The organism is Chelativorans alearensis (assembly GCF_010993735.1).
Lineage (GTDB): Bacteria > Pseudomonadota > Alphaproteobacteria > Rhizobiales > Rhizobiaceae > Chelativorans > Chelativorans alearense.
Window position 1 is genome coordinate 1 of record NZ_WQNI01000025.1, and the last position, 24,388, is coordinate 24,388.

General features: G+C 60.0%; 23 protein-coding genes, 3 pseudogenes and 1 riboswitch. Of the genes and pseudogenes, 13 read left to right on the plus strand and 13 right to left on the minus strand.

Annotated elements, in window-relative coordinates:
* A partial coding sequence (locus GPJ75_RS26120; protein WP_163272944.1) for a hypothetical protein occupies positions 1-188 on the plus strand: 188 nt, incomplete at its 5' end.
* A 181-nt stretch (positions 189-369) separates the two neighbouring features.
* Here the strand turns inward: GPJ75_RS26120 and GPJ75_RS26125 are convergent.
* The 4 genes from GPJ75_RS26125 to GPJ75_RS26140 form a co-directional block, all read right to left on the minus strand.
* Positions 370-1,338: an ABC transporter permease gene (locus GPJ75_RS26125; protein ID WP_163272946.1), complete on the minus strand. Its 969-nt coding sequence runs from the start codon at positions 1,336-1,338 to the stop codon at positions 370-372.
* A complete protein-coding gene (locus tag GPJ75_RS26130; RefSeq protein ID WP_163272948.1) occupies positions 1,335-2,888 on the minus strand; it encodes a sugar ABC transporter ATP-binding protein in 1,554 nt (517 codons plus the stop codon). The genes GPJ75_RS26125 and GPJ75_RS26130 overlap by 4 nt, the downstream gene beginning before the upstream one ends.
* Before the next feature lie 66 nt (positions 2,889-2,954).
* On the minus strand, positions 2,955-3,905 hold the full coding sequence (locus GPJ75_RS26135; protein ID WP_163272950.1) for a sugar-binding protein: 951 nt from the start codon (positions 3,903-3,905) through the stop codon (positions 2,955-2,957).
* A gap of 127 nt (positions 3,906-4,032) precedes the next feature.
* Positions 4,033-5,016, minus strand: coding sequence for a substrate-binding domain-containing protein (locus tag GPJ75_RS26140; protein ID WP_163273004.1), 984 nt, complete (start codon positions 5,014-5,016; stop codon positions 4,033-4,035).
* Positions 5,017-5,459: 443 nt separating this feature from the next.
* Here GPJ75_RS26140 and GPJ75_RS26145 point away from each other — a divergent pair, with 443 nt between their 5' ends.
* The 3 genes from GPJ75_RS26145 (at position 5,460) to GPJ75_RS26155 (ending at position 8,059) form a co-directional block, all read left to right on the plus strand.
* Positions 5,460-6,200 carry an ATP-binding cassette domain-containing protein gene (locus GPJ75_RS26145; RefSeq protein ID WP_163272952.1) on the plus strand — a complete coding sequence of 247 codons (741 nt, stop codon included), beginning with the start codon at positions 5,460-5,462 and terminating at the stop codon, positions 6,198-6,200.
* A 7-nt stretch (positions 6,201-6,207) separates the two neighbouring features.
* Positions 6,208-7,230: an ABC transporter permease gene (locus GPJ75_RS26150; protein WP_163272954.1), complete on the plus strand. Its 1,023-nt coding sequence runs from the start codon at positions 6,208-6,210 to the stop codon at positions 7,228-7,230.
* Between the two features lie 67 nt (positions 7,231-7,297).
* Positions 7,298-8,059, plus strand: coding sequence for a FadR/GntR family transcriptional regulator (locus GPJ75_RS26155; protein WP_246249307.1), 762 nt, complete (start codon positions 7,298-7,300; stop codon positions 8,057-8,059).
* Between the two features lie 162 nt (positions 8,060-8,221).
* Here GPJ75_RS26155 and GPJ75_RS27780 read toward each other — a convergent pair.
* A pseudogene (locus GPJ75_RS27780) lies at positions 8,222-8,461 on the minus strand (hypothetical protein); the annotation flags it as partial.
* Here GPJ75_RS27780 and GPJ75_RS26160 point away from each other — a divergent pair.
* Positions 8,377-8,973: pseudogene (locus GPJ75_RS26160) on the plus strand (autotransporter outer membrane beta-barrel domain-containing protein); the annotation flags it as partial. The pseudogenes GPJ75_RS27780 and GPJ75_RS26160 sit on opposite strands and share 85 nt — an antisense overlap.
* A 60-nt stretch (positions 8,974-9,033) precedes the next feature.
* Here GPJ75_RS26160 and GPJ75_RS26165 read toward each other — a convergent pair.
* Both GPJ75_RS26165 and GPJ75_RS26170 read right to left on the minus strand, forming a co-directional pair.
* A complete protein-coding gene (locus GPJ75_RS26165; protein WP_163272960.1) occupies positions 9,034-9,630 on the minus strand; it encodes a LysE family translocator in 597 nt (198 codons plus the stop codon).
* A gap of 20 nt (positions 9,631-9,650) precedes the next feature.
* Positions 9,651-9,731: riboswitch (ZMP/ZTP riboswitch) on the minus strand.
* A gap of 347 nt (positions 9,732-10,078) precedes the next feature.
* A complete protein-coding gene (locus tag GPJ75_RS26170; RefSeq protein ID WP_163272963.1) occupies positions 10,079-11,026 on the minus strand; it encodes a helix-turn-helix domain-containing protein in 948 nt (315 codons plus the stop codon).
* A gap of 547 nt (positions 11,027-11,573) precedes the next feature.
* Between GPJ75_RS26170 and GPJ75_RS26175 the strand changes: the two genes are divergently transcribed.
* The 6 genes from GPJ75_RS26175 (at position 11,574) to GPJ75_RS26200 (ending at position 18,477) form a co-directional block, all read left to right on the plus strand.
* A complete protein-coding gene (locus tag GPJ75_RS26175) occupies positions 11,574-12,587 on the plus strand; it encodes a UDP-glucuronic acid decarboxylase family protein (RefSeq protein ID WP_163272965.1) in 1,014 nt (337 codons plus the stop codon).
* The gene (galE, locus tag GPJ75_RS26180; RefSeq protein ID WP_163272967.1) at positions 12,587-13,576 is read left to right on the plus strand and encodes a UDP-glucose 4-epimerase GalE; all 990 of its coding nucleotides are present in this window, start codon (positions 12,587-12,589) and stop codon (positions 13,574-13,576) included. Before GPJ75_RS26175 ends, galE begins: the two co-directional genes overlap by 1 nt.
* Positions 13,573-15,414, plus strand: coding sequence for a glycosyltransferase family 2 protein (locus GPJ75_RS26185; protein WP_163272969.1), 1,842 nt, complete (start codon positions 13,573-13,575; stop codon positions 15,412-15,414). The genes galE and GPJ75_RS26185 overlap by 4 nt, the downstream gene beginning before the upstream one ends.
* A gap of 31 nt (positions 15,415-15,445) precedes the next feature.
* Entirely contained in the window at positions 15,446-16,861 is a 1,416-nt protein-coding gene (locus GPJ75_RS26190) for a UDP-glucose dehydrogenase family protein (RefSeq protein ID WP_163272972.1), read from the plus strand.
* A gap of 123 nt (positions 16,862-16,984) precedes the next feature.
* Positions 16,985-17,938: a glycoside hydrolase family 26 protein gene (locus GPJ75_RS26195; RefSeq protein ID WP_163272974.1), complete on the plus strand. Its 954-nt coding sequence runs from the start codon at positions 16,985-16,987 to the stop codon at positions 17,936-17,938.
* Between the two features lie 32 nt (positions 17,939-17,970).
* Positions 17,971-18,477, plus strand: coding sequence for a DUF995 domain-containing protein (locus tag GPJ75_RS26200; RefSeq protein ID WP_163272976.1), 507 nt, complete (start codon positions 17,971-17,973; stop codon positions 18,475-18,477).
* A gap of 98 nt (positions 18,478-18,575) precedes the next feature.
* Here GPJ75_RS26200 and GPJ75_RS26205 read toward each other — a convergent pair whose 3' ends face one another.
* Positions 18,576-18,809, minus strand: coding sequence for a hypothetical protein (locus GPJ75_RS26205; protein WP_163272942.1), 234 nt, complete (start codon positions 18,807-18,809; stop codon positions 18,576-18,578).
* 341 nt (positions 18,810-19,150) lie between these two features.
* Between GPJ75_RS26205 and GPJ75_RS27505 the strand changes: the two are divergent.
* Both GPJ75_RS27505 and GPJ75_RS26210 read left to right on the plus strand, forming a co-directional pair.
* Positions 19,151-19,344 (plus strand): annotated as a pseudogene (locus tag GPJ75_RS27505) (slr1659 superfamily regulator); the annotation flags it as partial.
* A gap of 563 nt (positions 19,345-19,907) precedes the next feature.
* Entirely contained in the window at positions 19,908-20,666 is a 759-nt protein-coding gene (locus GPJ75_RS26210; protein WP_163272978.1) for a LuxR C-terminal-related transcriptional regulator, read from the plus strand.
* Positions 20,667-20,741: 75 nt separating this feature from the next.
* On the opposite strand, the gene GPJ75_RS26215 is transcribed toward GPJ75_RS26210, so the two are convergent.
* The 5 genes from GPJ75_RS26215 to GPJ75_RS26235 all read right to left on the minus strand — a co-directional run bounded on the left by GPJ75_RS26215 (position 20,742) and on the right by GPJ75_RS26235 (position 24,330).
* The gene (locus GPJ75_RS26215; protein ID WP_425483193.1) at positions 20,742-21,359 is read right to left on the minus strand and encodes a helix-turn-helix domain-containing protein; all 618 of its coding nucleotides are present in this window, start codon (positions 21,357-21,359) and stop codon (positions 20,742-20,744) included.
* Between the two features lie 144 nt (positions 21,360-21,503).
* Entirely contained in the window at positions 21,504-21,761 is a 258-nt protein-coding gene (locus tag GPJ75_RS26220; protein ID WP_163272982.1) for a hypothetical protein, read from the minus strand.
* A gap of 209 nt (positions 21,762-21,970) precedes the next feature.
* The gene (gene fixJ, locus GPJ75_RS26225) at positions 21,971-22,582 is read right to left on the minus strand and encodes a response regulator FixJ (protein ID WP_163272984.1); all 612 of its coding nucleotides are present in this window, start codon (positions 22,580-22,582) and stop codon (positions 21,971-21,973) included.
* Positions 22,572-23,945: a PAS domain-containing sensor histidine kinase gene (locus tag GPJ75_RS26230; protein ID WP_163273006.1), complete on the minus strand. Its 1,374-nt coding sequence runs from the start codon at positions 23,943-23,945 to the stop codon at positions 22,572-22,574. The genes fixJ and GPJ75_RS26230 overlap by 11 nt, the downstream gene beginning before the upstream one ends.
* Positions 23,946-24,120: 175 nt before the next feature.
* Positions 24,121-24,330: an NAD(P)H-dependent oxidoreductase gene (locus GPJ75_RS26235; protein ID WP_246249303.1), complete on the minus strand. Its 210-nt coding sequence runs from the start codon at positions 24,328-24,330 to the stop codon at positions 24,121-24,123.
* Positions 24,331-24,388: the final 58 nt, after the last annotated feature.

A 24,388-nucleotide genomic window follows, 5' to 3' on the forward strand; every position in this document is an offset into this window, starting at 1 on the left:
ACGAGCTGATCGCCGTGCTGGCGGCCGAGCAGTCGGTGCTGCGCCTGTCCTACATCGACGCCGGCACCGGGGCGGCGCTCGCCAGGGAACGCGTGCGGCACATGAAGGCGCTGATCGCCGCGCGCTGGGGCGAACGGCGCCGCGCCTATCCCTTGAACATCGAGACACGTGTGGAGGCGGGGCAATGAGAACCTTTGCGACAGCCATGACGACCAGGCGACTTCCTCAACGTCGTCGGCAGACCGCAACTCCTCGCCGGATGCGGCGAGGAGCAGCCGCTTAGGCGAACCGCCAGTACAGGACGGTTCCATTTCAGCAGTCGCATCCCCTTCTTGTTCCGGCTTAAATCTGTCAGCCACGTCTAAGCATTCATGCGACTTTTCGAGAGCGGGCGGTACGCTCCCGCCTCTGCGCGAATTGCTGGTCGGCGAGCACGCCGATCAGGATCACGGAGCCCATCACAGCGAAATTGAGCGAGCTCGGGATCCCTAGCAGGTTGACAAGGTTCTGCAGGACCTGAAGCAGAATAGTGCCGAGTACGACCCCCAGAATGGAGCCTTCTCCGCCTCGCAGCGAGCAGCCGCCGAGCACCGCGGCCGCGATGGCATACAGCTCGTAAAAATTGCCGTGCGAGGAGGGCGAAATCGAGCGGGTATACATGGCGATGAAGATGGCGGCGACCGCCGTCAGCCCGCAGCAGATCACATAGGCGGTCACCGTCGTGCGCTGCGTGTCAATGCCGCTGTAGCGCGCCGCCTCTTCGTTCCTCCCGACAGCGAAGAGACGGCGCCCGAAGACCGAGCGGTGCAGCACGACCGCCATAATGCTCGCGAGAATGGCGAACATGACGAGGCTGTGCGGGACGCCGTAGAAGCGGCCGGCGGTCAGCCATTCGAGCCACGGAAAACTTGCGCCGAAAGGAAATCCCGCAGTGGCGTCGTCGGTATAGTAACGGGCGACGCCGCGGTAGACGAGCAGGCCGCAAAGGGTGACCACGAAGGGCTGCAGCCCCATTCGCGTGACGAGAAAGCCGTGGACGAGCCCCATCAGGCAGCCGAGCGCGATGACGACGATCATCGCCGCGCCCCAAGGTATGACGTTGCCGGCGACAAGATCGAGGAAGACAACGCCGAGCAGGGCAACGATAGAGCCCACCGAAAGCTCGATGCCGCCCGAGATGATGACAAAGGCCTGCCCGAGGGCGAAGATGCCGAAAAGCCCGATCAGGTTCGCCGTATTCGACAGGTTTACCGGCGACAAAAAACGCGGGTTGATGACCGCTACCACGGTTCCGATGACGAGAATGAGGACCAGAAGCCCCAGATCCTTGCGATTCATTGCGAAGCCCCCAAGCCTCGGTTCAACACCCGACCGACCGCCAAGGAGAGAATGTTCTCCTCGCTGAAACAGTTACGGCTCAAAATGCCGGATATCGCACCGTCATGCATGACCGCGATGCGGTCGCTGACACCGATCACCTCCTCCATGTCGCTGGAGATCATCAGTATGGCCGCACCATTATCGGCAAGCGCTCGCATCAACGCATAGATCTCGTGCTTGGCGCCGACATCGATGCCGCGCGTCGGCTCGTCGAAAATGAGCACGCGCGGCGCCATCGACAGCCATTTGGCCAGCACCACTTTCTGCTGGTTGCCGCCCGACAGAGAGGCGGCCGGGACGTTCGTGTCCGAACACCTGATCGCCAGGCGGTTCTTCCATTTCCGGGCAAGCCTCGTTTCCGCAGCAGCGTCCAACAGACCGTGCGAGACGACGGCAGGCAGATTGGCAAGGCTCGCATTCTTTGCGACTGAGAAGTCGAGCACGAGACCGGAGCGTTTGCGATCCTCCGGCACCAAGTAAAGCCCGAGGGCGATGGCTGCGGCCGGCCTGTCTATAGCAACGGTCTTACCGCCGATGCGGATTTCGCCGGCAAGCGGCGGTTCGATACCGAACACGGCGCGTGCAAGCTCGGTACGGCCCGAGCCGACGAGACCCGCCAGGCCCAGAATCTCTCCCTGCCGGACATCCAGAGAAACGCTGCGTGCGGGCCGATAGGCAGTGCGCAACCCGATCAATTCCAGCATCTTGTCGCCGGCAGGCCCTGCAGGCGGTCGATAGAGCATTTTCAGTTCGCGCCCGATCATGTGGCGGATCATTATTTCCGGCTCGATCATTTCGTGGTCCAGTTCGGCGACGATGCGCCCGTCCCGCAGCACGATCACACGGTCTGCGCAGCGTTTCACCTCGCCCAGCCGGTGCGAGATGAAGATGACGCCGACACCATTTGCCTTCAGCCTGGCGATGACGCGGAGGAGACGCTCGGTCTCGGTGACGGTAAGACTGGAGGTCGGCTCGTCGAGGATAAGGATAAGCGCATTGAGCGAGAGTGCCTTGGCGATTTCGACCAGCTGCCTTTGCGCCAGTGTCAGATCAGCGACCAGCATATCAGGACCAAAATCAGCGCCAAGCTGGACAAGGAGCGGCTCCGCAAGCTTCCGAAGGCGCTTGCGATCCACCAAGCACAATGGACCTCCCGTCAAAGGTTCGCGGCCGATCATGATGTTGGCCGCCACCGACAGGTTCTCGAACAGGTTCAATTCCTGATGGACAAATGCGATGCCGCCCTTGATCGCGTCGGGAACCGTAAGACTCGGCCTTTCATCCCCATGAAGGCGGATCGTGCCCGAACTCGGCATAGTCACCCCGCCCAGTATATTCATAAGCGTGGACTTGCCCGCGCCGTTCTCGCCGATAAGGCCTACCACCTCGCCCGCCGAGACGGAGAGGTCGACCTCCCGAAGCGCGGTCACGCCGGGATAGTGCTTGGTCACGCGGCTGAGCGAGAAGAGCGTTTCAGCCGTGGAAGAATTTTGCGGCCGCCATTGCATCGAAGCATATCCGATGGAGAGAGCAGGGCCGGCGGGGAGGTCTCGCCGGCCCGCTCCAATGAGGCTTCAGCCGCCGATGCGGGCCTTCAACTCAGCCTCAAAGGTATCGACATTCGACTTGTCGATGATCTTCGTCGGAACGATCACCAGCTTGTCCTCCGGGATCATCGACTTATCGCCCTCGAGAAAGGCAGCCATCAGCTTCATGCCCTGATATCCCCATTCATAGGGCTGTTGAACAACCGTTCCAGCAATCGTCCCCTCGCGCACGCCGCCCAGTGTGATCGGATCTTCGTCGAAGGCGACGACGGTGATCTCCCCAAGCTTGCCGGCTTCCTTCAGCACCTCGTAGATCCGCGGCGGGTTGTAGGAATAGAAGCCGACCATGCAGTCGATACCGGGATTGGCAGCGAGCGCGTCCTCGACGTTGCGTTTGGCGCGCGTCATGTCGATGTCGTCGCCGCGCACGTCGATCAACTCGACCTTGGAGCCGGCGATCGCCTCCTTCATGCCCTCGATGCGCTCGCGCGCATTGTCGGCGCCCGGAAGCCCGACGAAGCCAATGCACTTGCCGCCTTCCGGCAGCGCCTTCAGGGCGATTTCGCCGGCCTGCCGGCCAGCATCGGTGTTGGACGATCCGATGTAGGCGATGCGGTTGGTGTCGGGCGCGTCGCTGTCTGTCGTGAAGAGCGGCACGTCGCCGCCAATGCGGTTGAGCGCATCGGTCGAGGTCTTCGGATCGACGGCGCTCACCATGATGGCGGAAATGCCGGCGGCGACCAGGTCCTCCATGAGGCGTTGCTGGACGGCGGCGGCCGCCTGCTCGGGATATTTGAACTGAAGGCTGTAGTCCGGGAGTTCCTCCTGCGCCTTCTTGACCCCTGCTTCGGCGAGCTTCCAGAAGTCGGATGCGCCGTTTACGACAAATGCGAGCGCCTTCTTGTCCTGTGCGGGCGCGCCGGTGGACAGAAGCGCGGAAGCGAGAAGGAATGCCGAAGCGACTATTTTCAGTTTCATGGTCTTTTCCTCCAAGTATTTGTTTCTTTTCGTTGCAAAACATAAGGCCCTCGCCGGCGCGACACGACGGCGTTACGGTTCACGGCCGCGTCCTACGCGGCCGTACGTCGGTGCTGGTGCGGCCTTCCTATTGCGCGATGCAGATGTCGACGTTCTCCTGCGTGCACTCGTCAAGTCCGGTATAAATGACCGACTCGACTGCCTTGCCCTCGATCAGGTCGAGCATGACTGAAGGCGCGCGATAACCCATCTCGAACGGTCGCTGGCCGACCTGCACATGGCTCCTGCCGGCCTTGAGTGCCTCGATCTGCGGCGGCAGCGTGTCGCCGGCCACGATGATCAGTTCCTTGGCCTCGAGCTTGTCCATCACCTGATCCGTGACCTGGGCATAAGCCTGCGGTGCGAACTGCGCCCAACCGCCCTCGAGCACGAAGGCATCAAGGTCGGGGTTGGCGGTGAAGGTGTCGGCCATCTGCTGGTTAGCGAGGTCGACTTGGTCGTTGGTGAAGACTGGACAGCCCTCGATTTCCGTCCAGCCGTTCTGGCCAGTGAGCCGCTCGATCCCCTTTTCGCCGGCCAGCGTGTCGCGGGTGCCGGCTGCACGCGCGTTGATGTTGTCCGCCGCAACATTGCCGAGCTGCAGGCAGATGCTCCCACCGTCGGGCTTCAGCTCTTGCAGGTATTCGGCGAATTTCACGCCCATCAGGTAATTGTCGGTGCCGAGATAGGTCTTGCGCAGGCTCGCGTCGTCCTGCGACAGGTCGGCGTCGATGGTCATAACCGGTATGCTCGGCGCTTTCTCCCGCAACAGCTTCGCCATCAGCGGAGCGTTCGACGGTGAGATCGCGATCGCCGCCACGTCGGGGCGCGTCAGCAAATCATCCACGATCTGCACTTCGCCCGTTTCGTCGGCGCTGGAGGCCGGGCCGGTGTAGAAGCATTTGTATCCGGAATTCGCGTTCTCGTTGTTCCATTTCTGGCAACCAAGATTGATCTGCTCGAAGAATGGGTTGTCGAGCCCCTTCACAACGATGGCGAGCGTCTTTTCCTGAGCCAGGGCGGTTCCGCCGAGAAAGCCCACGAGGGCTGCGGCCAGAAGGCCTATCTTGATCCTTTTCACCACTTCCTCCCTTCATAGATGCGCTTGTTGCGCAGCGCTCGCGGCCATGCTTGCGGCCGCCTTCTTCAGCCCAGGTACTGGGCTTTTCTCGGCCCCTTCCGCCGAGTACGTCCAAACGGATCCGAATGGTATTTCGAGATTATGGGACGCGCGCCAATTGAACTTCGCCTTGGCGTTGTCGTTGCCTATCCAACTGCTGAGACAGAGGGGCCGCACGCGGCGCTTCAGGCGAGTTGGACCGCTCGCCTGTCCGACCCTACCCCTCGTTCCGATGACCAGAACGCGCATGCGTTTAACTCCTCCCGAGCCAAAGATAGACAGAGCATTCGATCTCCGTCAACATATTGTCTGATAAAACATATAATATGGTCTTTTCAGACTATTGACCAGAGGCACACTCCGGCCGCACATTGCGGTCAGGCCGGGAGGGAAAAATGAGTGTTCTGAGGCTGGAATGGATTTCCAAGCATTTTGGAGCCATTCAGGCGCTGGAAGAGGTATCGCTGTCGCTCGAACCTGGCGAGGTGCTCGGCCTTATGGGCGATAACGGTGCCGGCAAGTCGACGCTGGTGAAGATCATCGCGGGCAATTACCGACCCTCGGATGGACGCATCTATATCGGCGACGTGCAGAAGGATTTCCATCACCCGATCGAGGCGCGCGAGAGCGGGATCGAGATCGTCTATCAGGACCTTGCGCTCTGCGACAATCTGACGGCCGCGACGAATGTCTTCCTCGGCCGCGAGCTAACCCGCTCCTTTGGGCCGTTTCGTGTCATGGATTTCGGTTCCATGAATGCCGCTGCGGCAAAGCTGTTCAAGGAGCTCAAATCGGAGACGCGGCCAAAGGATTTAGTAAGGGATATGTCCGGCGGCCAGCGGCAAGCCGTGGCGATTGCCCGCACACGGCTCGCATCGGCCAAGATCGTGCTGATGGACGAACCAACGGCCGCTATCTCCGTGCGCCAGGTGGCAGAGGTCCTCAATCTCATACGGGAACTGAAGCACCAGCAGATCGCGGTGATCCTGATCAGCCACCGCATGCCGGATGTCTTCGCGGTCGCCGACCGTATCACCGTTTTGAGACGCGGACGGAAGGTGGCCGACAAGCCGGTGTCGGAGACGACGCCGGAAGAGGTGACCGGCCTGATCACAGGTGCAATCCAGGCGGCGTGAGGAACCCATGACGAGCGAGGACAAACCGAAGGAATTCGCCAGCCTTGACGATGCGATCGACTGGCAGACACATTCGTACTTCTCGCGCATCCTCAACAAGCAGTCGTTTTGGGTGTTCATTGCCGCGGCGATCGCCTGCCTCGCCCTTGCGATCGTAACCGACACGTTCGCCACGCCGCAAAACCTCTTCAACGTCACCCGCAACTTCGCCTTCGTTGCGATCGTTGCGCTCGGCATGACGGTCGTCATCATCTCCGGCGGCATCGACCTCTCCGTGGGATCAACGCTGTGCCTTTCCGCGATGGTGCTCGCTATCCTTATGAATGCCGGCAACCCTCTATGGTTGTCGGCGCTTGCGGCGATCGCCTCTGCGCTCCTGGTCGGACTGGTCAATGGTTTGCTGATCGCCTATCTGCGCATCCCACCTTTCGTCGTCACGCTCGGCATGCTGTCGCTCGCCCGGAGCGCGGCCATGGTGCTGTCAAACAATAAGATGGTTTTCCAGTTCGGCCCGGACGAAAAACTTCTGTTCTGGCTTGGCGGAGGATCGAGCTTCGGGATCGCCCATCCGGTCATCGCGCTGGTATTGCTCGCGCTGCTGACCGGCTTCATGCTGAAATGGACCCGCTGGGGCACACACGTCTTCGCAATCGGCAGCAACGAAAGAGCCGCGGGTCTCACAGGCATTAACGTGCTTGGCCTGAAGGTAAGTGTCTACATGTGCTCGGCCTTCTTCGCAGGCGTGGCAGGCGTTCTTGAGGCGGGATGGCTCGGCGGCGTCACCACGAATCTCGGCCAGTCGATGGAGCTCAGCGTAATCGCTGCGTCGGTAATTGGAGGCGCTAATCTGATGGGGGGTGCCGGTACGGTGTTCGGGTCGGTCGTTGGCGCGGCGCTCATCGAGGTGATACGCAATAGTCTGATTCTGTTGGGCATCAGCACATTCTGGCAGGGGGCTTTCGTGGGCAGCTTCATCATACTGGCGGTAGCGTTCGACCGCCTGCGGGCTTTGCGCGATGAGTCAAGATGAACGGAGTACGGCTAGGTGAAACCGATGGAACCAGGCAGCAATGACACTCAATAAGGAACAGAACCAAGTGAGGACAGGCACGGAATCGCGGACAGAGCCTCTGCCTCAGTTGTCGAGATTTGCAGGGTCCAGCGTGCACGCGGCCATTGCGAACGAGATCGGGCTGCGGATCGTGCGCGGCGACTATCCGCCTGGCACGGTCCTGCCGAATGAGGCGAAATGGTCCGAAACCTTCAACGTAGGCCGCTCGGCCGTGCGCGAGGCGATCAAGATGCTAATGGCCAAGGGCCTGCTCAGCTCGCGGCCCAAGGTTGGTAGCCGGGTCGAACCGCGCGAGCGTTGGAACCTGCTCGATCGAGATGTGCTGTCCTGGTACGCGATGTCACCTGACCGCGAGAAGTTCCTCGCGACGGTTCAGGAGTTTCGGCATATCGTAGAGCCTGAAGCTGCGGCGCTTGCGGCCGCCCGCAGGACGGACGAGCAGATGGACGAGATCAGCAGGGCCTGCCACGATATGGGCACCGCCACCACCCTGAGGGCCCGTACCGCAGCGGACACTCGCTTCCACATGGCGATATTGCGGGCCGCCGGCAACGACCTCCTCGTTCCTCTTGGAGTGCTAATCGAGTCCGGCTTGGAATCGCTCTTCGTCTACGTCACGCGGGAGGTGAACGACCTTCGTCACGCACAGCAGCTTCACGAAGAGATCGAGCGACAGATCAGGCTTCAAAAGCCCGACAGGGCCCGCGCCGCTGTCACCAAACTGCTGGCGAACACGGATGAAATCATCGTGGGAGCTGGGCGATCGGCCGTAGCCGCAAGTGAATGAACTTTCGGCAGCAATATCAGCGGCTAGATGAGACGGCGTCAGGTGCTCATGTGCTGCTACCTCACAAATGTATCTCAGTCTTGGCCGGTGCCCCCCGCAACCCAGCCGCTCGTTGATGGCTGAGGTCGCCGAGGCCGAGAAGGCGTGGCCGCACAGCTCTGCGGTGATCGCCTGACCTTCCTGGTCGACACGCCTTGCAATACCCCTCCGCCAAGTGGGAACCAGCGCCCGCTTCGAACGCTGGTAGCGCTCGAACAGCTCGGTCGAGAAGCGCCCGGCGCGGTCTTGCCGGTGAGAGCGATAATTTCCACTTCGCCGCCTATGGTGGTGCGCAATGGGGAGCGCTCGGCCTTCGCGCCGGTGTTGCCTGCGCCTGGCATGATATCGAAACGCGACGGTCAATCGCCTTTCCAGGGTTTTCGGACCAGGCCGAAGCCGCTTATGATGCCGGCACCGCGCAGGTCTTCGGCGAGTTCGGCTACCGGATCGATCACGGTGGCTTCGCTTTCGAAGCCTTCGCCAATGCCGCCTATGTGAGCCACGACACCGACGGCTTTGCCGAAGACGGCGGTACGGCCGCGCTCACCGGCGCAGGCGGCAGCACCGACACAAGCTTCACTACGCTCGGCGTGCGGGCTGCTAGCGAATTTGTGCTAGGCCGCATGAAGGCTGCGATGCGCGGCATGATCGGCTGGCGGCATGCCTTTGGTGACGTGGTCCCGCTATCGACGCACGCCTTTGCGGGAGGCGAGGCCGTCGCCGGAACTCCGATCGGCGAAGATGCACTTGTTCTTGAAGCCGGGTTCGATGTCAGCCTTTCGCGAAACGCGTCGCTCGACATTTCGTATTCCGGCCAGATCGCTAGCGAGGCGCATGACCGCGGCTTCAGAGCAGATTTGACGCTGAAGTTCTGATCTCCCAGGACAGGCAGAGCGGCCGAGCCAGGGCCTTGCCGACAAGGCCTCAGAAGCCTTTTACAAGAATGATGCCACAAGAACCGAGATAACAAGCGCAGTCGCAAAACACAGGTTTACAAAACGGCCGACAGCCGCACTCCGTATCCGAGTTGCAAGTTTGGAGCCAACCGCAAGCCACAGGATATTCACAAATACGATCGTTGCCAGAAGCAATAAAGCTTTCGCAAACTGGTCCAAGGCATTGTTTGTCGGCCACAAGGAATATCGCGACAGGACCGCAGCCACGGCGAAGTAAGCTTTCGGATTGGACAGGGACAAGGCCATCCCCGCGTGCCAGCGTGGGGGATGAGTGGGCATTGTCACACCTGTGCCCAATGCAGGTGCAGTGGCGATCTTGTACGCCAGAAGAGTCAGATAGGCGGTCGCGGCAACGGTCACGACCGGAGCGATCCGAGGGATGGAAAGGATTGTTACCCAAAATCCCGACCCGATTAGGATCACGACACCAACCATGCCAAGGTTCAGGCCGACCATGTAGGACAGCACCTTTCGCGCTCCGAAAGCTGCCCCGAGTGCGGCCAGACTTACCGTATTCGGACCGGGGCTACCGACCAGAGCAAATGATGCAAGAAGAAAAGATGCCATGCTATCCATCCGGACCTCCAATTCAGTCTTGGATTTGCCCAGGCGGACGGCATCAATTACTGCGCTCCCCGATGGTCACCCATCTTATCCCGCCAGTCACGCAGATTATTCCGCGAAGCTTAGGGTCAATCTGCTCAGCACGCAAGCTGACCGAACCGACGAAGCAATTCAGATATTTAGTGTTCCTTGGTCGGATTCTTGCCGCTAGCTGCTTGATAGGGCCGGCTTCTAAGTAAGAAAGCTTACTTAGTTTTGGAGGCAACATGACGAGAAAATCCGATGCGGGAGAGATGCTCCGCGCCGCGGCATAAACCGTGGCTTATCGCGACGGGGTCGGAAACCTCACGCTGGCCACCGTCGTTGGGTGCGGCAACAGCTACCTCAGGAGCACGGGACCCTCCGACCGAACAGCCTCCGTTTTGCATCGCCTGCCAGTTCCTCGAGCGCATTCCGCTTCTCAGCGCCCGAGAGCAGTAAGCCAATGCCCAAAACTCTCCATGTCATCCGGTGTGTCCACGCCGCTATACGCGCTGTGTTCAGCCGCTGCATGCTCGCGTGCTTCGCGTGGGCTGTAGCCGAATTCGAGCTTGAATGCGCGGCTAAAGTTGGCCGGCGTATCGAAGCCAGCAGCTTCCGCAATCTCAAAAACACGCTGGTTGTTGGCTGGATCGCTGAGTGAGGCATGCGCCGCCAGTAGCCGTTTTCTTCTTATATAATGCAGGACTCCACCGCTGGGCTCGAACAGCTGGTATAGCCGTGTACGGGAAATGCCGAGCTCCTGGCACAGACTCTCGGGCGTAAGGTCGGGTGAAGCCAGGTGCTGCCGGATGTAACGCCGCGCCCGCTCCATGAGGCCCATGCCGTGCTGTTCCGTTACATGCTTATGCTTGACCGAAGTCAGGCTCATGGCCACCATATCGCGCAGCGCGCTAACAATTCCGGGAAGATCCTCCGCCACAAGGCTGCTCAGCGAGGTCTCCACACTGCTAATATAATCGTCAAGCAGATGAGCAAGGTTGCCTGACAGGATCGAATTGTTGGCAGCATCGAGAATTGCCGCCGAGTCGCCGAAGAGATCGCGGGGAAGGTAGACGATAACCGCTTCCGCATCGGTGATACGGCCCCAAAAGGGGTGCCCAAGCGTTCGGAACACCGCCTTGCCCGGCTCGTTCCGCGCTACATAGCCGTCCACCTCCGTCCAACTACGTCCGCTACGCAGTATGCTGATGTAGCAATGATCGACGGGGCTGGCACGCAGCTTGGCTACCGATCGCCGATAGCTATGTGCGGGCACGCGCTGCTGCACAATGAGCGCGCTACCCAGGTTCCACGCGACGTGATCGGCGGGAAAGCCGTCCGCGAGTGTCTTATCGTCAGGCAGCCGATATTCGGCGACCGTCTCCATATAGGATTGCCACGCGCTGAACTGCTGCTTTCTCGGCAAATCCCGCGTGGAGAACTCCAGCGGCTTCAAAATGGGGGGGCCGCGTATCGCGGGGGTGTCCCGGACCGCCTGCTCGTCTCGCGGCCAACGGCGTCGCTCCGGCCTTGGTTTCGGCGTGGAGGAATCGGCTTCTTCGATCTTCCCCCCAGGGGTTCGAGAGTCCCACCCGCCATTCATCTGTTACCTGAGCCTCCCTCGTGGCTGTCGGTTCTCAGAGTGTCGGATATCAATCGTCCATAACGATCGGTGATGCACTTTGTTCCACATCGGAAGGCAAGTCAGATGAGCTGCCGAACCCTGCTCGCGGATGCGGAAAAATGTACGCTGCGATAAATTCGCGGATTCTGAGGTAATGACAGGCCTTTCCCAAGAGCATATTTTATCACCAAGGCTTGGGAGATAATCAGTTTTTAGTAATCCTAGCATGGGCACACATATCTCCCGTAAAATGACTATTACTATATAAGCATAACTCGATGAAGGGTAGAGCGCACTCTCCCTTCACCAGATGCTTATCGCCCGGCGGGGGCAAAATATCATGCGTGAACGTGCGGTACTGCAGCGAATTCTTGTGACCGGCGGTGCCGGTTTTCTTGGTTCACATTTGTGTGAAGCTCTTCTGCGCTCCGGCCATCATGTGATCTGCCTCGATGATTTCTCCACAGGTCTGCGCCGGAACATCGAGCATTTGGCAGACACTGAACACTTCAGCTTCATCGAGCATGACATAGTCACGCCTATCGACTTTGACGTCGATCAGATATTCAACCTCGCCTGCCCAGCTTCGCCTCCGCACTACCAAGCGAACCCGATACATACGACGAAAACGAGTGTGCTGGGTTCGCTGAACCTTCTCGAGCTCGCACGCCGCCACAATGCACGCATTCTCCAGGCCTCGACCTCCGAGGTTTATGGCGATCCTAATGTGCATCCGCAGGTCGAGAGCTACTGGGGTAATGTGAATCCCTTCGGTCCCCGTGCCTGCTATGACGAAGGCAAACGGTGCGCCGAGACGCTCTTCTTTGACTACCACCAGAGCCACGGCGTAGCGGTAAAGATCGCGCGTATCTTCAACACCTATGGACCACGCATGCGGCCCGACGATGGCCGTGTCGTTTCCAATTTCATCGTCCAGGCGCTGAAAGGGGATGACATCACCATCTACGGCGACGGTAGCCAGACTCGTTCCTTCTGCTTCGTGGACGACCTGATTGACGGCTTCCTATGCCTCATGGCCTCGCCGGCTTCTTTCACGGGGCCTGTAAACCTCGGCAATCCTTGCGAATTCACCATTGGCGAGTTGGCTGAACAAGTGATTGAACTCACCGGATCGACGTCGAGGATCGTGCATCGTCCTCTACCGATCGACGACCCCCGCCAGCGCCGCCCCGACATCTCGATGGCCATGCGGAAGCTAGATTGGCAGCCGCGCGTGACGCTCTTCGAAGGCCTCGGCAAGACGATCCGCCATTTCGATCGCCTGTTGGCAGATATCGATCCCATACTTACCGAGGTCGCATGATGTCGGCGGATCGAATCCTCGTTACCGGCGGCGCCGGCTTCATCGGAAGCCATACCGCAAAGCTGCTCAGCGCCAGCGGCATAGAACCCGTCGTCTACGACAACCTGTCGACCGGAAACCGCTCCTCGGTGCGCTGGGGCCCGTTCATCCATGGCGACATCCTGGATACCGCCTTACTTGCCCGAACAATTGCGCGCTATAAGCCGGCAGCGGTCATCCACTTCGCGGCCTGCGCCCATGTAGGTGAATCGGTCGAGCAGCCGGCCAAATACTACCGAAACAATATCACTGGAACCCAATCACTGCTCGACGCCTGCCTCCAGAGCGGACTCAGCAGTATTATCTTCTCCTCAAGCTGCGCAACGTATGGGGTGCCAGCGCATCTTCCCATCGTCGAAGGCGCGCCGCAGATACCGATCAATCCCTACGGTCGCACAAAACTGATCGCCGAGCACATGCTGCGCGATTATGCGGCCGCCTATGGCCTGCGCTACGTGGCTCTTCGCTATTTCAACGCCTGCGGAGCCGACCCCGAGGGCGAAATCGGCGAATGGCATGATCCGGAGACGCATCTGATCCCGCGGGCCCTGATGGCCGCGTCGGGTGCAATCCCGTTCCTTGAGGTCTTCGGCGACGACTACGAAACCACGGATGGAACCTGCGTTCGCGACTATATTCATGTCTGCGACCTGGCGCAGGCCCACGTCCTTGCCTACAAACACCTGGCGGCAGGAGGCTGCGACCTGACCGTCAATGTAGGCACTGGCCGCGGCACGTCAATTCGCGAGATCCTTGCCGCGATCAGCCGCGTTACCGGCCTCGAGGTGCCCATCCGCATGTACCCGCGGCGGGCGGGCGATCCGCCGGCACTCTACGCCGACCCGAGTTTGGCGCGTACGACAATCGGCTTCTCTGCCGAACACTCCGACCTCGATACGATCATGCGTACGGCCGCGCCCTTCTTCGGACTGGAGGTACGGTCACAATGAACGTTACCTCCAGGAGCGCTGACAAATCCGCGGACGCGGGCGCCGCGCCGCTGCTGGTCTCCGTTTTCACCAGATACCGGAAGATCGAATATCTGATGGGCGGGGCGATCTGGGCTGCCGCCCTCGTCTATTTCTGGGCGTGGTGGCTGAAGCCCGAGCATCACTTTAGTGTGGCTGGCTCGGTTCTGGTCACCGGGGTGCTCGCCTGGGTAACACTTCTGCCCGCCTATTTTCTGGTGATCTTCTATCGCGGCCGAAAGCCGAACGGCCCGCTGCGTCTCCCGGCGGGCAGCCGTATCGCCATGGTTGTCACCAAGGCGCCGGCCGAACCCTTCCCCGTGGTGGCGCAGACGCTGAAGGCGATGCTCGCCCAGGAGGTGCCACACGACACCTGGCTGGCGGACGAAGACCCCTCCCCAGAAACGCTCGCTTGGTGTCGCAGGCACGGCGTGTTCGTCAGCACCCGCAAGGGACGGCTTGACTATCATCGCGCCAGCTGGCCACGGCGCACACGCTGCAAGGAGGGCAATCTCGCCTTCTTCTATGACCACTACGGCTACAAGCGCTACGATTTCGTCGCGCAGCTCGACGCCGATCACGTGCCCGAGCCCGGTTATCTCTTTGAGATGCTGCGGCCTTTTGCGGACCCTGGCGTCGGCTATGTCTCCGCACCCAGCATATGCGACCGCAATGCGCATGAAAGCTGGTCCGCGCGCGGCAGGCTCTACGCAGAAGCAAGCATGCACGGCTCGCTTCAGGCTGGGTACAATGGCGGTCTCGCTCCGCTATGTATCGGCTCGCACTACGCCGTGCGCACCGAGGCGTTGCAGCAGATCGGCGGCCTCGGTCCGGAGCTTGCCGAAGACCACTCCACGACTCTGATCATGAACGCTCATGGCTGGCGTGGCGTGCACGCACTGGACGCGATCGCCCATGGCGACGGGCCGCGCACCTTTGCCGATCTCGTAACCCAGGAATTCCAGTGGTCGCGCAGCCTGGTCACGATACTGCTGCAGTATTCACCCAAGCATGTGGGCAATCTGCCGCCGCGCCTGAAATTCCAGTTCCTGTTCTCGCAGCTCTGGTATCCCTTGTTCTCGCTCTTCATGGCGCTGATGTTTGCAATGCCTATCATCGCGCTGCTGCGCGGCGAGATTTTCGTCGGCGTCACCTATCCTGCCTTCCTCGCCCATTTCGCGCCTCTGTCGATCGTCCTGATTCTGACGGCCTATCGCTGGCGCGCGGGCGGCACGTTCCGTCCGGTCGATGCCAACGTACTAAGCTGGGAGGCGATGCTCTTCCTCCTGGCGCGCTGGCCCTGGGCGCTTGCAGGTTGTGCGGCGGCCATTCGCGATTGGCTCACCGGCTCTTTCGTCGATTTCCGCGTCACACCCAAGGGTACCTCCGAAGTGGATACGCTGCCGATACGGGTGCTCGCTCCCTACGGCGTGCTCTCGCTTGCCTCGATATTGCCTGTGCTGGCCGTGGAGAACGCCGGTGATACGCGCGGCTTTTATCTTTTCGCCATCGTCAATGCAGCGCTCTACGCGATCCTCCTGCTGGTGATTGTAACCCGACACGCCCGCGAGAACGATGTCAGAGTGCAGGCCCGCCTCTATCGGCCCGCCCTGGCGGCAAGCCTCCTCGCTCTCTTCGTGTTGCCGGGGGTCGCCACAGCCGAGCGCGGGAAACAGGGGCTCGAAGCGCTCTCGTGGGGAGCGGGCAATTTCTACCTCTTCGAAAATCGCTATTCGGTCGCTGGCGCCGGCATAGGCCAGCCGGGGCTACGCAGGACCGTCTTCAACCCGGGATGGCGGCGCCCAAGAACAACACACTGAAACGAAGAAAGGGCGCTCTGCGCAGGAACCCATGAAAGTAGCAGTTATCGGAATCGGATATGTCGGCCTGGTCAGCGGCACCTGCTTTGCTGAATGGGGCAACGAGGTGGTCTGCGTCGATAAGCATGCGGAGAAGATCTTAGGCCTCCAGCAAGGCAAGCTGCCGATCTATGAGCCCGGATTGGACGAGCTCGTGGAGCGCAACTACGCCGAGGGCCGGCTGTCTTTCACCAGCGACATCGCAAAGGCGGTGAAGGACGCAGTCGCCGTGTTCGTTGCGGTGGGCACACCTCCGCGGCCTGGCCGCGGAGATGCCGATCTCTCCTTCGTTTACATGGCGGCCAGGGAAATAGCGCCCCTGCTCGCGGAAAACGCTGTGGTCGTGGTGAAATCCACCGTTCCGGTCGGCACCGGTGATGCGGTTGAAAAAATCATCGCGACCAAGCGCCGCCGTGGCACCTTCTCTGTGGCTTCCAACCCGGAGTTCCTCAGAGAAGGAGTCGCCATTGGCGACTTCCTCAAACCTGATCGCGTGGTGATCGGCGTTGCCGACGAGCGTGCTCGCGAGGTTCTGATGGAAATCTATGGCGCGCCGCTGGCGAAAGTCGATGCGCCCATCGTAGTGGTACAGCGGCGCACCTCAGAACTTATCAAATACGCCTCCAACGCCTTCCTGGCAACGAAGATCACCTTCATCAACGAGCTTGCCGATCTTTGCGAGCAGGTGGGCTCCGATGTTGGCGAACTTGCGTTGGGCGTGGGGCTCGATAAGCGTATCGGTACCAGCTTTCTCAATGCGGGCCCGGGTTACGGCGGCTCCTGTTTCCCCAAGGATACACTGGCGCTCCTGCGGACTGCACAGGATCATGGTGTGGCCCTACGCATCGTCCAGGAAGCGGTGAGCGTCAACGAAGCACGCAAGCGCAAGATGGCGCTCAAGGTGATAGATGCCGTCGGAGGCGATGTCGACGGGCTCACCATTGCTGTCCTTGGTCTCACCTTCAAGCCCGACACCGACGATATGCGCGAGGCGCCCTCCGTGCCGCTGATCGAGACGTTGCAACGCTTCGGCGCCGTTGTGCGCGCGCATGACCCGGTCGGTATGGATAATGCCGCGCAGCTGCTGGAGAATGTTGAACTCCTTGAAGATCCTTATGAATGCGCGCGTGAGGCCGATGCCGTTGTCATCGTCACCGAGTGGAACAGCATCCAGCATCTCGACCTTGTCCGCCTGCGCCGGATGATGCGCTCACCGATTCTGGTCGACCTGCGCGGTGCGTTTAAGGCGGGCCGAGCGGAAGCGGCGGGCTTCTACGTCTGCGCCGTCGGCCGCCCCGCTACACGTCCGGTCAAACTCGCACCAGACCTTTTCGACACCAGATACCGCCTGCCCGGCGCGAACGCGCCGAGCGGACGGGGTATCCTCGGAGGAAGATATGACCACTAAGCAAGCCATCACAAGCGTTCGCCGCCCTTCGCTGCCTGCGTTGCGGCCGGCCGGCAAACCTCGAAGTGAAGCCTCACCCCCAGCAGACGACGAACGACGTTGAGAGGAAGATGGAGGACTAAGATGAACAGGACATCGAAAGCCGCAGCCTTCTCGACTGCGATCATATTGGCATCGGGAGTCCTGCTCGCGGCCAACAGCCCGCGCGGTATTCCTAATGCGAACTCGACTACGGCTGGCACCCCGTCCGACAAACGGCCGGTCATTACCCCGCTGTCGATCACCTTCGGCGCCTATGATCCTCATGGGGATTTTGGCGACGATCCCAATTCGAATATCGAGCATCTCTTCCTCCCGTGGGAGGACGTGGACCTTTCCACACTCGTCATCGCAGACGAATACGCCTTGGCGCGCGGCCGCTCGCTCCTCATCAGCGTGGAGCCGTGGTCTTGGGACCGCGACTGGCGGGTGACCTCGCAAGAGCTCTACCGCGGCATTGTGAGTGGCCGCTATGACGCCAATGCGGCAGAGGTCTGCTCGGAGGTGGCAGACCTCAAGAGCCCCGTTACCATCCGTTTCGCACAGGAAATGGACGAGGAGGACAACCAGTTCACCTGGGCGCAATGGTCCGGCCCCGAGTATATCAGGGCTTATCGGCGCTTCGTGGCCGAGTGCCGCAAGCACTTGACGAACGCCGAGTTTATGTGGTCGCCAAAGGGCAATAGGGATCTTCAGGACTACTATCCCGGCGACGATGTCGTGGATGTGATCGGCCTGTCCGTCTTCGGCTATCAGCCCTATGACCAGGAGAAGACCGGCCGCGACCAGACGTTCGCGGAGCGTCTGGCGCCCGGCTACAACCTTGTCAAGGACTATGGGAAAGCGATCGTAGTCGCTGAACTGGGCTATGAGGGTGACGAGGCCTACGTCCGCCAATGGGCGGAGGCAGTCACCAAGCGTCACGCCGAATTCCCGGAACTCACGGCCGTTGTCTACTTCAATGACCACGAGGTCTATCCGTGGCCGGACGATTTCGGTCTCCCCAATTGGCGAGTTGTCGAGGGATCGACCAACTGATGCACAACAAATCGGAACAGAGGAGTACACCCATGCCTCGTACGGCACTCTTGGCAGCTGCCGTTGTCGCCGGGCTCGCGGCCAGCGCTTTCGGTATCGCGGCGGCCTCGGCCAATCCCAACGAAGCCCGTTTGGCACGGCCGCTCACAAGTAACGAAGTCTACCAGATCTATGCCAACCGCTCGTGGATTTGGAAGGAAGGCGCCGGTTTTTTCGCCGTGAAAAAGCGTGAATTCAGTGCCTGGTCCCACGAAGGAGGGGCGCCCTCTTACGGCGTTGGCCGCTGGTTTATCACATCCCCTGGGAAGCTCTGTTTCAGGGCAGAATGGCGCGCGATGGACGGTTCCGCTCCAGCGGTAACCTGTTTCAGTCACCGTGAAAAAGACGGTGTCATCTACCAGAAACGCGAGCCGGATGGCGAATGGTACGTCTTCAGGCAGATGCCTGCCAGGATGAGCGACGAATACGCCAAGCTGCGCCGTGGCGACTATGTCGTCACCCGCATGCGCCGGATCGAAGCAAGGCTTGGTAACCGCTGAAGCCCTTTGCCCATCCATTCCGTGGAGCCTGACGCATCACCGACGGTCACCGGGGGAAGACGGCCGGTAAGTGTTGCCTTCTCCCGCCCCTTGCCGCTTCACCACTGAGCAGAGCGCGTGAAGCACGTGGACGTACGTCCGAAACCGCTCGGCGTGCAAATATACGGCGCATTGCCGAGGTATTGGCTGCTTGCCAGCTTGACGGTGATCTGCGTATTGGGCGCTTTGGCCTTCACCGCTTTCTTCGCGATCGGCTTCTCGACCGATGCCGGATATGCATATGCTCTAACGGAGTGGAATGAAAGCGTGGTCGCCTCGTCGGAGCCCAGCATGGAGCATCCGGCCATGGGGGCAAGCAAAAATGCAGCCCCCACAATAGACAGTATACGGTTATACAATACATCATAACTTTTATATGTACAGCGCCTCCTATCTGTATGACTCATCATAAACCGCCATCTTTACTTCTTGTTGTTCAGGATTGATGCCTCTTATCCATTAAATATCTGCTCAAGAAATCCCAAAGGAACGACATTTCCCCTGAAAAGGTTCACTAACGGTGTCGCTTTGAAACTCGCCGTGAGAACAATTGCACGCCTGGGACATTGATGCGCAGTGGGATCGGTCGAGGGAGGCGGGCGATCTTGCTGTTGTTGGGCGTTCTTGCAAAAAACCTTCGTCAATAACTCTTGATCTGACGAACCTGGAGTTCCTAAATTCTTCCGGAATTGACCTTTTGGCAAAATTCACCATCGAGACGCGAAAGCATTCCGAAACAAAGCTCGTGGTGCGGGCTTTCCGTGGCAATCTAAGTCCCTGCGCAATCTTCAAAAACTGCATCCAGATTTAACGCTGATTATGGCCTGATCATTGGTCAGCGAAAACCTGAACGCGACATTGTGCGCAGATGTGCTCTGCCCTGGTCGTGCGCGCTGCGGGCACGACACGTCCTGCTGGGCCGGCGCCCTTGATTATCGGCGCATCTGTGGACGGGCAAAGCCACGTGATCCCAAAAACGTAGTTACAGAACGGCTGAAGCACATCGTGCCGCCAATAATCGACCCGGAATTACATGCACATCAACCCGCTTTACCCAGAGCAAACCTCAACCCACTGAGTACTTTCCTGAGGAAAGCGCGAAAGATTTTGGGTGCGACCAACCATCTCGAATTCAATTTATGTACGTTGCGATAACTTTTAGTACGCGGTGCTAACGCCCTTTTCCGCTTCATTGGGTAAGAATTGCATGAAGATTGGATTTGGTAAGGGCGCTTACGTCATGTGGTGCCTTCTCTGAGCCAATACTTGCTATCAGGGCACCGCCAGGGCCGGTGGGGATATCCACCATCAGTGCCGTCAAAGGCGTGGAGACACAGGATTGTTCGCGCGCGATGCCCATAAAATCCGCGAGAAGAGAGGCGGGCTTCGACATGAACACAGCGGCTCTTAATTTTGAAGAACATTCACGTTTTGGTGCCTGTCAAGAAAGGCGGACGGCCGAAACGGAATTGTACGCTGGCGCAAAATCCGCAGACGAGCAGGCGGGATGCCTTCTGCTCATAGAAAGCACGAGGCTCAAGCGCGAATGCCTGAGGCAGGCACTGGCCAGCCACCCACTTGGCATGGACGTCGTTGCAGTTGGCTCGATCGAAGAATGGAGAGATGAAGAAGATGTCCGTCCTTCGCCGAGGGCAATACTCCTGAATATTGGCGAGCAGGATGTGATGGAAAATAGCGTCGCCGAGCAGATCAGAGAACTTTCCGCCGGCTTCCGCTTCATTCCGGTCGTTGTCCTAGCCGATAGCGATAACCTAGAGCAGATATTGAGGGCGCTCGAAAATGGTGCACGCGGCTACATACCGACATCGGTCGACATCAACGTCTGTATCGAAGCAGTCGCGCTGGCCATGTCAGGCGGAACGTTTATTCCTGCCAGCAGCGTGCTGGCCATGCGTCACCTGATCGATGACAGGGTACAAAGAACACAGCATTTGTACGCGATGTTCACGCTCCGCGAGGCGGAGGTCGTCGAAGCACTTCGGCGCGGCAAGCAAAACAAAATCATCGCCTACGAGCTCAAAATGTGCGAAAGCACCGTCAAGGTTCATATTCGCAACATCATGAAAAAGCTCAAGGCAACGAACCGGACAGAGGTCGCCTACAAGCTCAGTGAGCTCTTTCCCTGCTGAAGGCTGCTGGTGGATGGAGGATCCTTCGCGGAAATGACCGTATGTGTTCTTACAGGACGTTAGGCACTCGGCTGTTTAGGCACATAGGTTGCGCAGCGCGTCCGGCTTCATGATCTCGACCATCCGCGCGCCTTGAAGACGGATATAACCCTTCTCACGGAACTTCGAGAAGACGCGCGACACGGTCTCGATGGTAAGCCCGAGATAGTCTCCGATGTCGGTACGTGACATGGCAAGCTCGATTTGCGGCAGACCGCCCTGACGGTCAACCAAGTCGAGCAGGAAGGCGGCAACGCGCTCCGGGGCATTTTGCCGGCCGATGACCAAGAGATGCTCCTGGGCACGCACCAGCGCAAGCAGAGCCACCGGAAGGATCTCGCGTGATAAATCGGCGCCGATGGGCAGGCGGTAGACGCGGACCGCCGAGTTGCAGATCGCTTCCGCGAAGAAATGATGCCGCCCGTCCGCTTCAAAGCCGAAAACCTCTCCGGCGACGTGAAAAGCACTGATCTGACGGCGACCGTCCGCCAGGAGGCGGTAGATGCGCACTGCGCCGAACTCCACCTGGTAGAGTGCAGTCGCCGGCTCCCCCTGCCCGTAGATTTCTTTGTTCGGCTGACAGAAGACAACCTGATGCGGTTGTGACGGCGCAAAGGCCGCAGGTGACTGATCCGCCACATAACCGCGCCGCATGGCGAGGGAGATTTCCGGACGGACGCTTTTCGAGGGCTGGAGGGCGTTATGAGCAAACATCTGGGTTCTCCGACTTCCTATCGGAGGATGAATGGCCCGGAATGGCCGGGGAATAAATTCGGTTATGTCCTTACGGGAAACTACTTAGGATGCGGTCCCGAGCCAGTCATGCCCCAAGGCCCCGCGCACGGCATCGATGAGCGTCCGGCCAAGGAGCGGCTTCTCCACCAGGCGTATCCCACTTCCCTCCACCATATCCTGCCGGCGGTCGACCAGTAGGATAACCGGCTTGCCCAATGCAACCATCTCTGCCGGGACACCGCTTCTACGCGTATTGGAGCAGTCGATCACGACGCAATCATAGCCCGTCAGCGGCGCCTCTGGCGACGGCAGTCGCTCCACCGCATGCACCTCGCACCCTTCTGCTTCAAGGACAAAGCGCAGGGACTGCCGAAAGGCGGAGTCTGACGCAACGATGAGTATATTGGCATCGACAGGCAATTTTCAGATTCTCTTTGAGCGGCGTCAACACGCCATGGGTCAGCCTTCGCAACCAAAGGCAGCGACCGCCTTGCGCTGGATCAAGTCGCCCTGGAAAAGCGGCCCTCAGGCTATTCGTCGCTGGCTGCAAGGACCATCCGTACAAGCTCGGGCAGGTTTTTGGCGTTCATCTTGGCCATGACATTCGCTCGATGGACCTCCACCGTGCGCGGGCTGATGTCGAGGTCGTACGCGATGGTCTTGTTCGGCAGACCAGCAACGATCCCTGCCATTACCTGCCGTTCGCGCTCGGTGAGCTGATCGAGCCTCTGCCGGATCGCGGCGACATTGTCGCTATCCCGCGGCCGCTTCTCAAGCTCGGCAACCGCACGGCCGACTGCCTCCAAAAGAACGTCGTCCTCAAATGGCTTCTCGATGAAATCCAGAGCGCCCGCTTTCATCGCCTCCACCGCCATCGGGACGTCGCCATGACCGGTGATGACGATCGCCGGCAGCATCGCATCCTCCTCGTGCAGCCGTCGCAAAAGTTCGACGCCGCTGAGGTCCGGCATGCGCAAGTCCGTGATGAGGCAGGCGTTGCGCAGGTCCTTCGCGACCGCCAGGAATGCAGTCGCCGATTCGTGCACGCGCACTGCGTAGCCGGAGATGGTCAGGAGAAAGGCCAGCGACTTTCTGACCGGCTCTTCGTCGTCGACAACATGGACCACGACATCATTTGCCATTCTGCAACTCCTGCTCCTTGACGGCCGGCAACGTGAAACGAAACGTAGCGCCGCCTTTCGCGTTGCGCTGCATCATCAACTCGCCCCCGTGGGCTTCAACAATCCGCTTCGAGATGGACAGGCCTATCCCCATACCGCCGGGCTTTGTGGTGATGAACGGCTTGAAGAGCTGCGCAGCCACCTCCTCTGGCACGCCGGAGCCAGTGTCCGAGACCTCTACCATGGCCCCGTCTCCGTCGCCGGGCGAGGTTCTGACCACCAGCTCGCGAAGCTCGCTTTCCTTCATCGCGTCCATGGCGTTACGCATCAGATTGATGAGAACCTGCTGGATCTGAACGCGGTCCACCATGACCTTTGTCGGGCCTGTCTTGAAATCGAACACCGTTCGCACGCCCATTTCCCGTGCGCCGACCAGAGCCAGCGCTCCAGCCTCCTCGATGAGCTTATGGATGTCTTCCGGTTGCTTTTCGGTTTCGCCCCGGGTGACGAATTCGCGCAGGTGACGGATAATCTGCCCGGCGCGCAGCGACTGGCGCGCCGTCTCCTCCAGTGCCTCGCGCATACGCGAAGACAGCGCGTCGTCCATGTTGTTCAGGAGCCGATTGCAGCCCTGGACATAGTTGGCAATGGCCGAAAGCGGCTGGTTCAGCTCGTGCGCCAGCGTCGAGGCCATCTCGCCCAGCTCGTTGAGCCGCGCAAGGCGAGCGAGCTCCGCCTGGATTTCCTCCAGCCTCGCTTCCGATTCGGCTCTTTCCGTGAGATCGCGGATGAAACCGGTGAAGAAGGTCTCACCGCCACTCTCCATCTCGCCCACGGCGAGCTTCATTGGAAACGTCGAGCCATCCTTTCGCCGCCCGACGACAACGCGGTCGATACCGATGATCCGCCGCTCGCCGGTCGTCAGATATCGTTGGATATAGCCGTCGTGATCGCCCCGATAAGGCTCCGGCATCAGGAGACGTACATTCTGCCCCACCACCTCGGCCTCGGAATATCCGAACTGGCGGACGGCGGCGCGGTTGAACGAGATCATCGTGCCACCCCTGTCGATGACGACCGTGGCATCCGGGACCGTATCGAGAATGGAGCGCAGATGCGCCTCGCGGGAGTCGAGTTGCTTTTGGGCGCCGTGGACCGCTTTCCTGACCTCGCGATATCCCGCGCCGACGAATGCCAACACCGCAGAAAGCAAGAGGGACAAAGCGATGGCGGCGGCATTGGAACCGGACGTGGCTGTAAACGCACTTGCCAGAAGAAGTGTGGTAGCGAGCGCCAGCGCCACAAGCCCTGCTATCCTCCCGGCAAAAATGGCAGCGCCGAGCACCGCCAATGGCAGGAGCAGCAGGAGCCACATCTCGTCCATTCCGTTGAAAATCACTTGCCGCCCCGAGAATAGAGCCCGTAATGCCACACGCCCTCCACTGTAAGTCGGCTGACGAGGATAGCCAATGGCGGGACATGCGACCCACCACCGCGCTGCCACCTGAAGCAAGACGGGAAATCAGGGAGTCTTTCCGCCAAGCGCGCATCCGGTCGAGCTATTTGCGGCGCCGCATCACCTTTTCCAGGAAGCCCTTGACCAGGGCCGGCATCATCCCGAACCATAGCAAGAACACAAAAACCAGGTGTTCGGCCTCGAGGATCGCCTCCTTCGCCGGCACGAGCCCCTCAGGCACTGCTCCGTGCAGGAAGTCCTCCTGGCTCCGCAGCAGGGGAAAGTCGATCCGGGCAAGATCGATCCGTGTCACCTTGTGGCCCGCCGCCTCCGCTCCCTCGGCATAGGCGTTGGCGAGGCCCGGCAGAAAC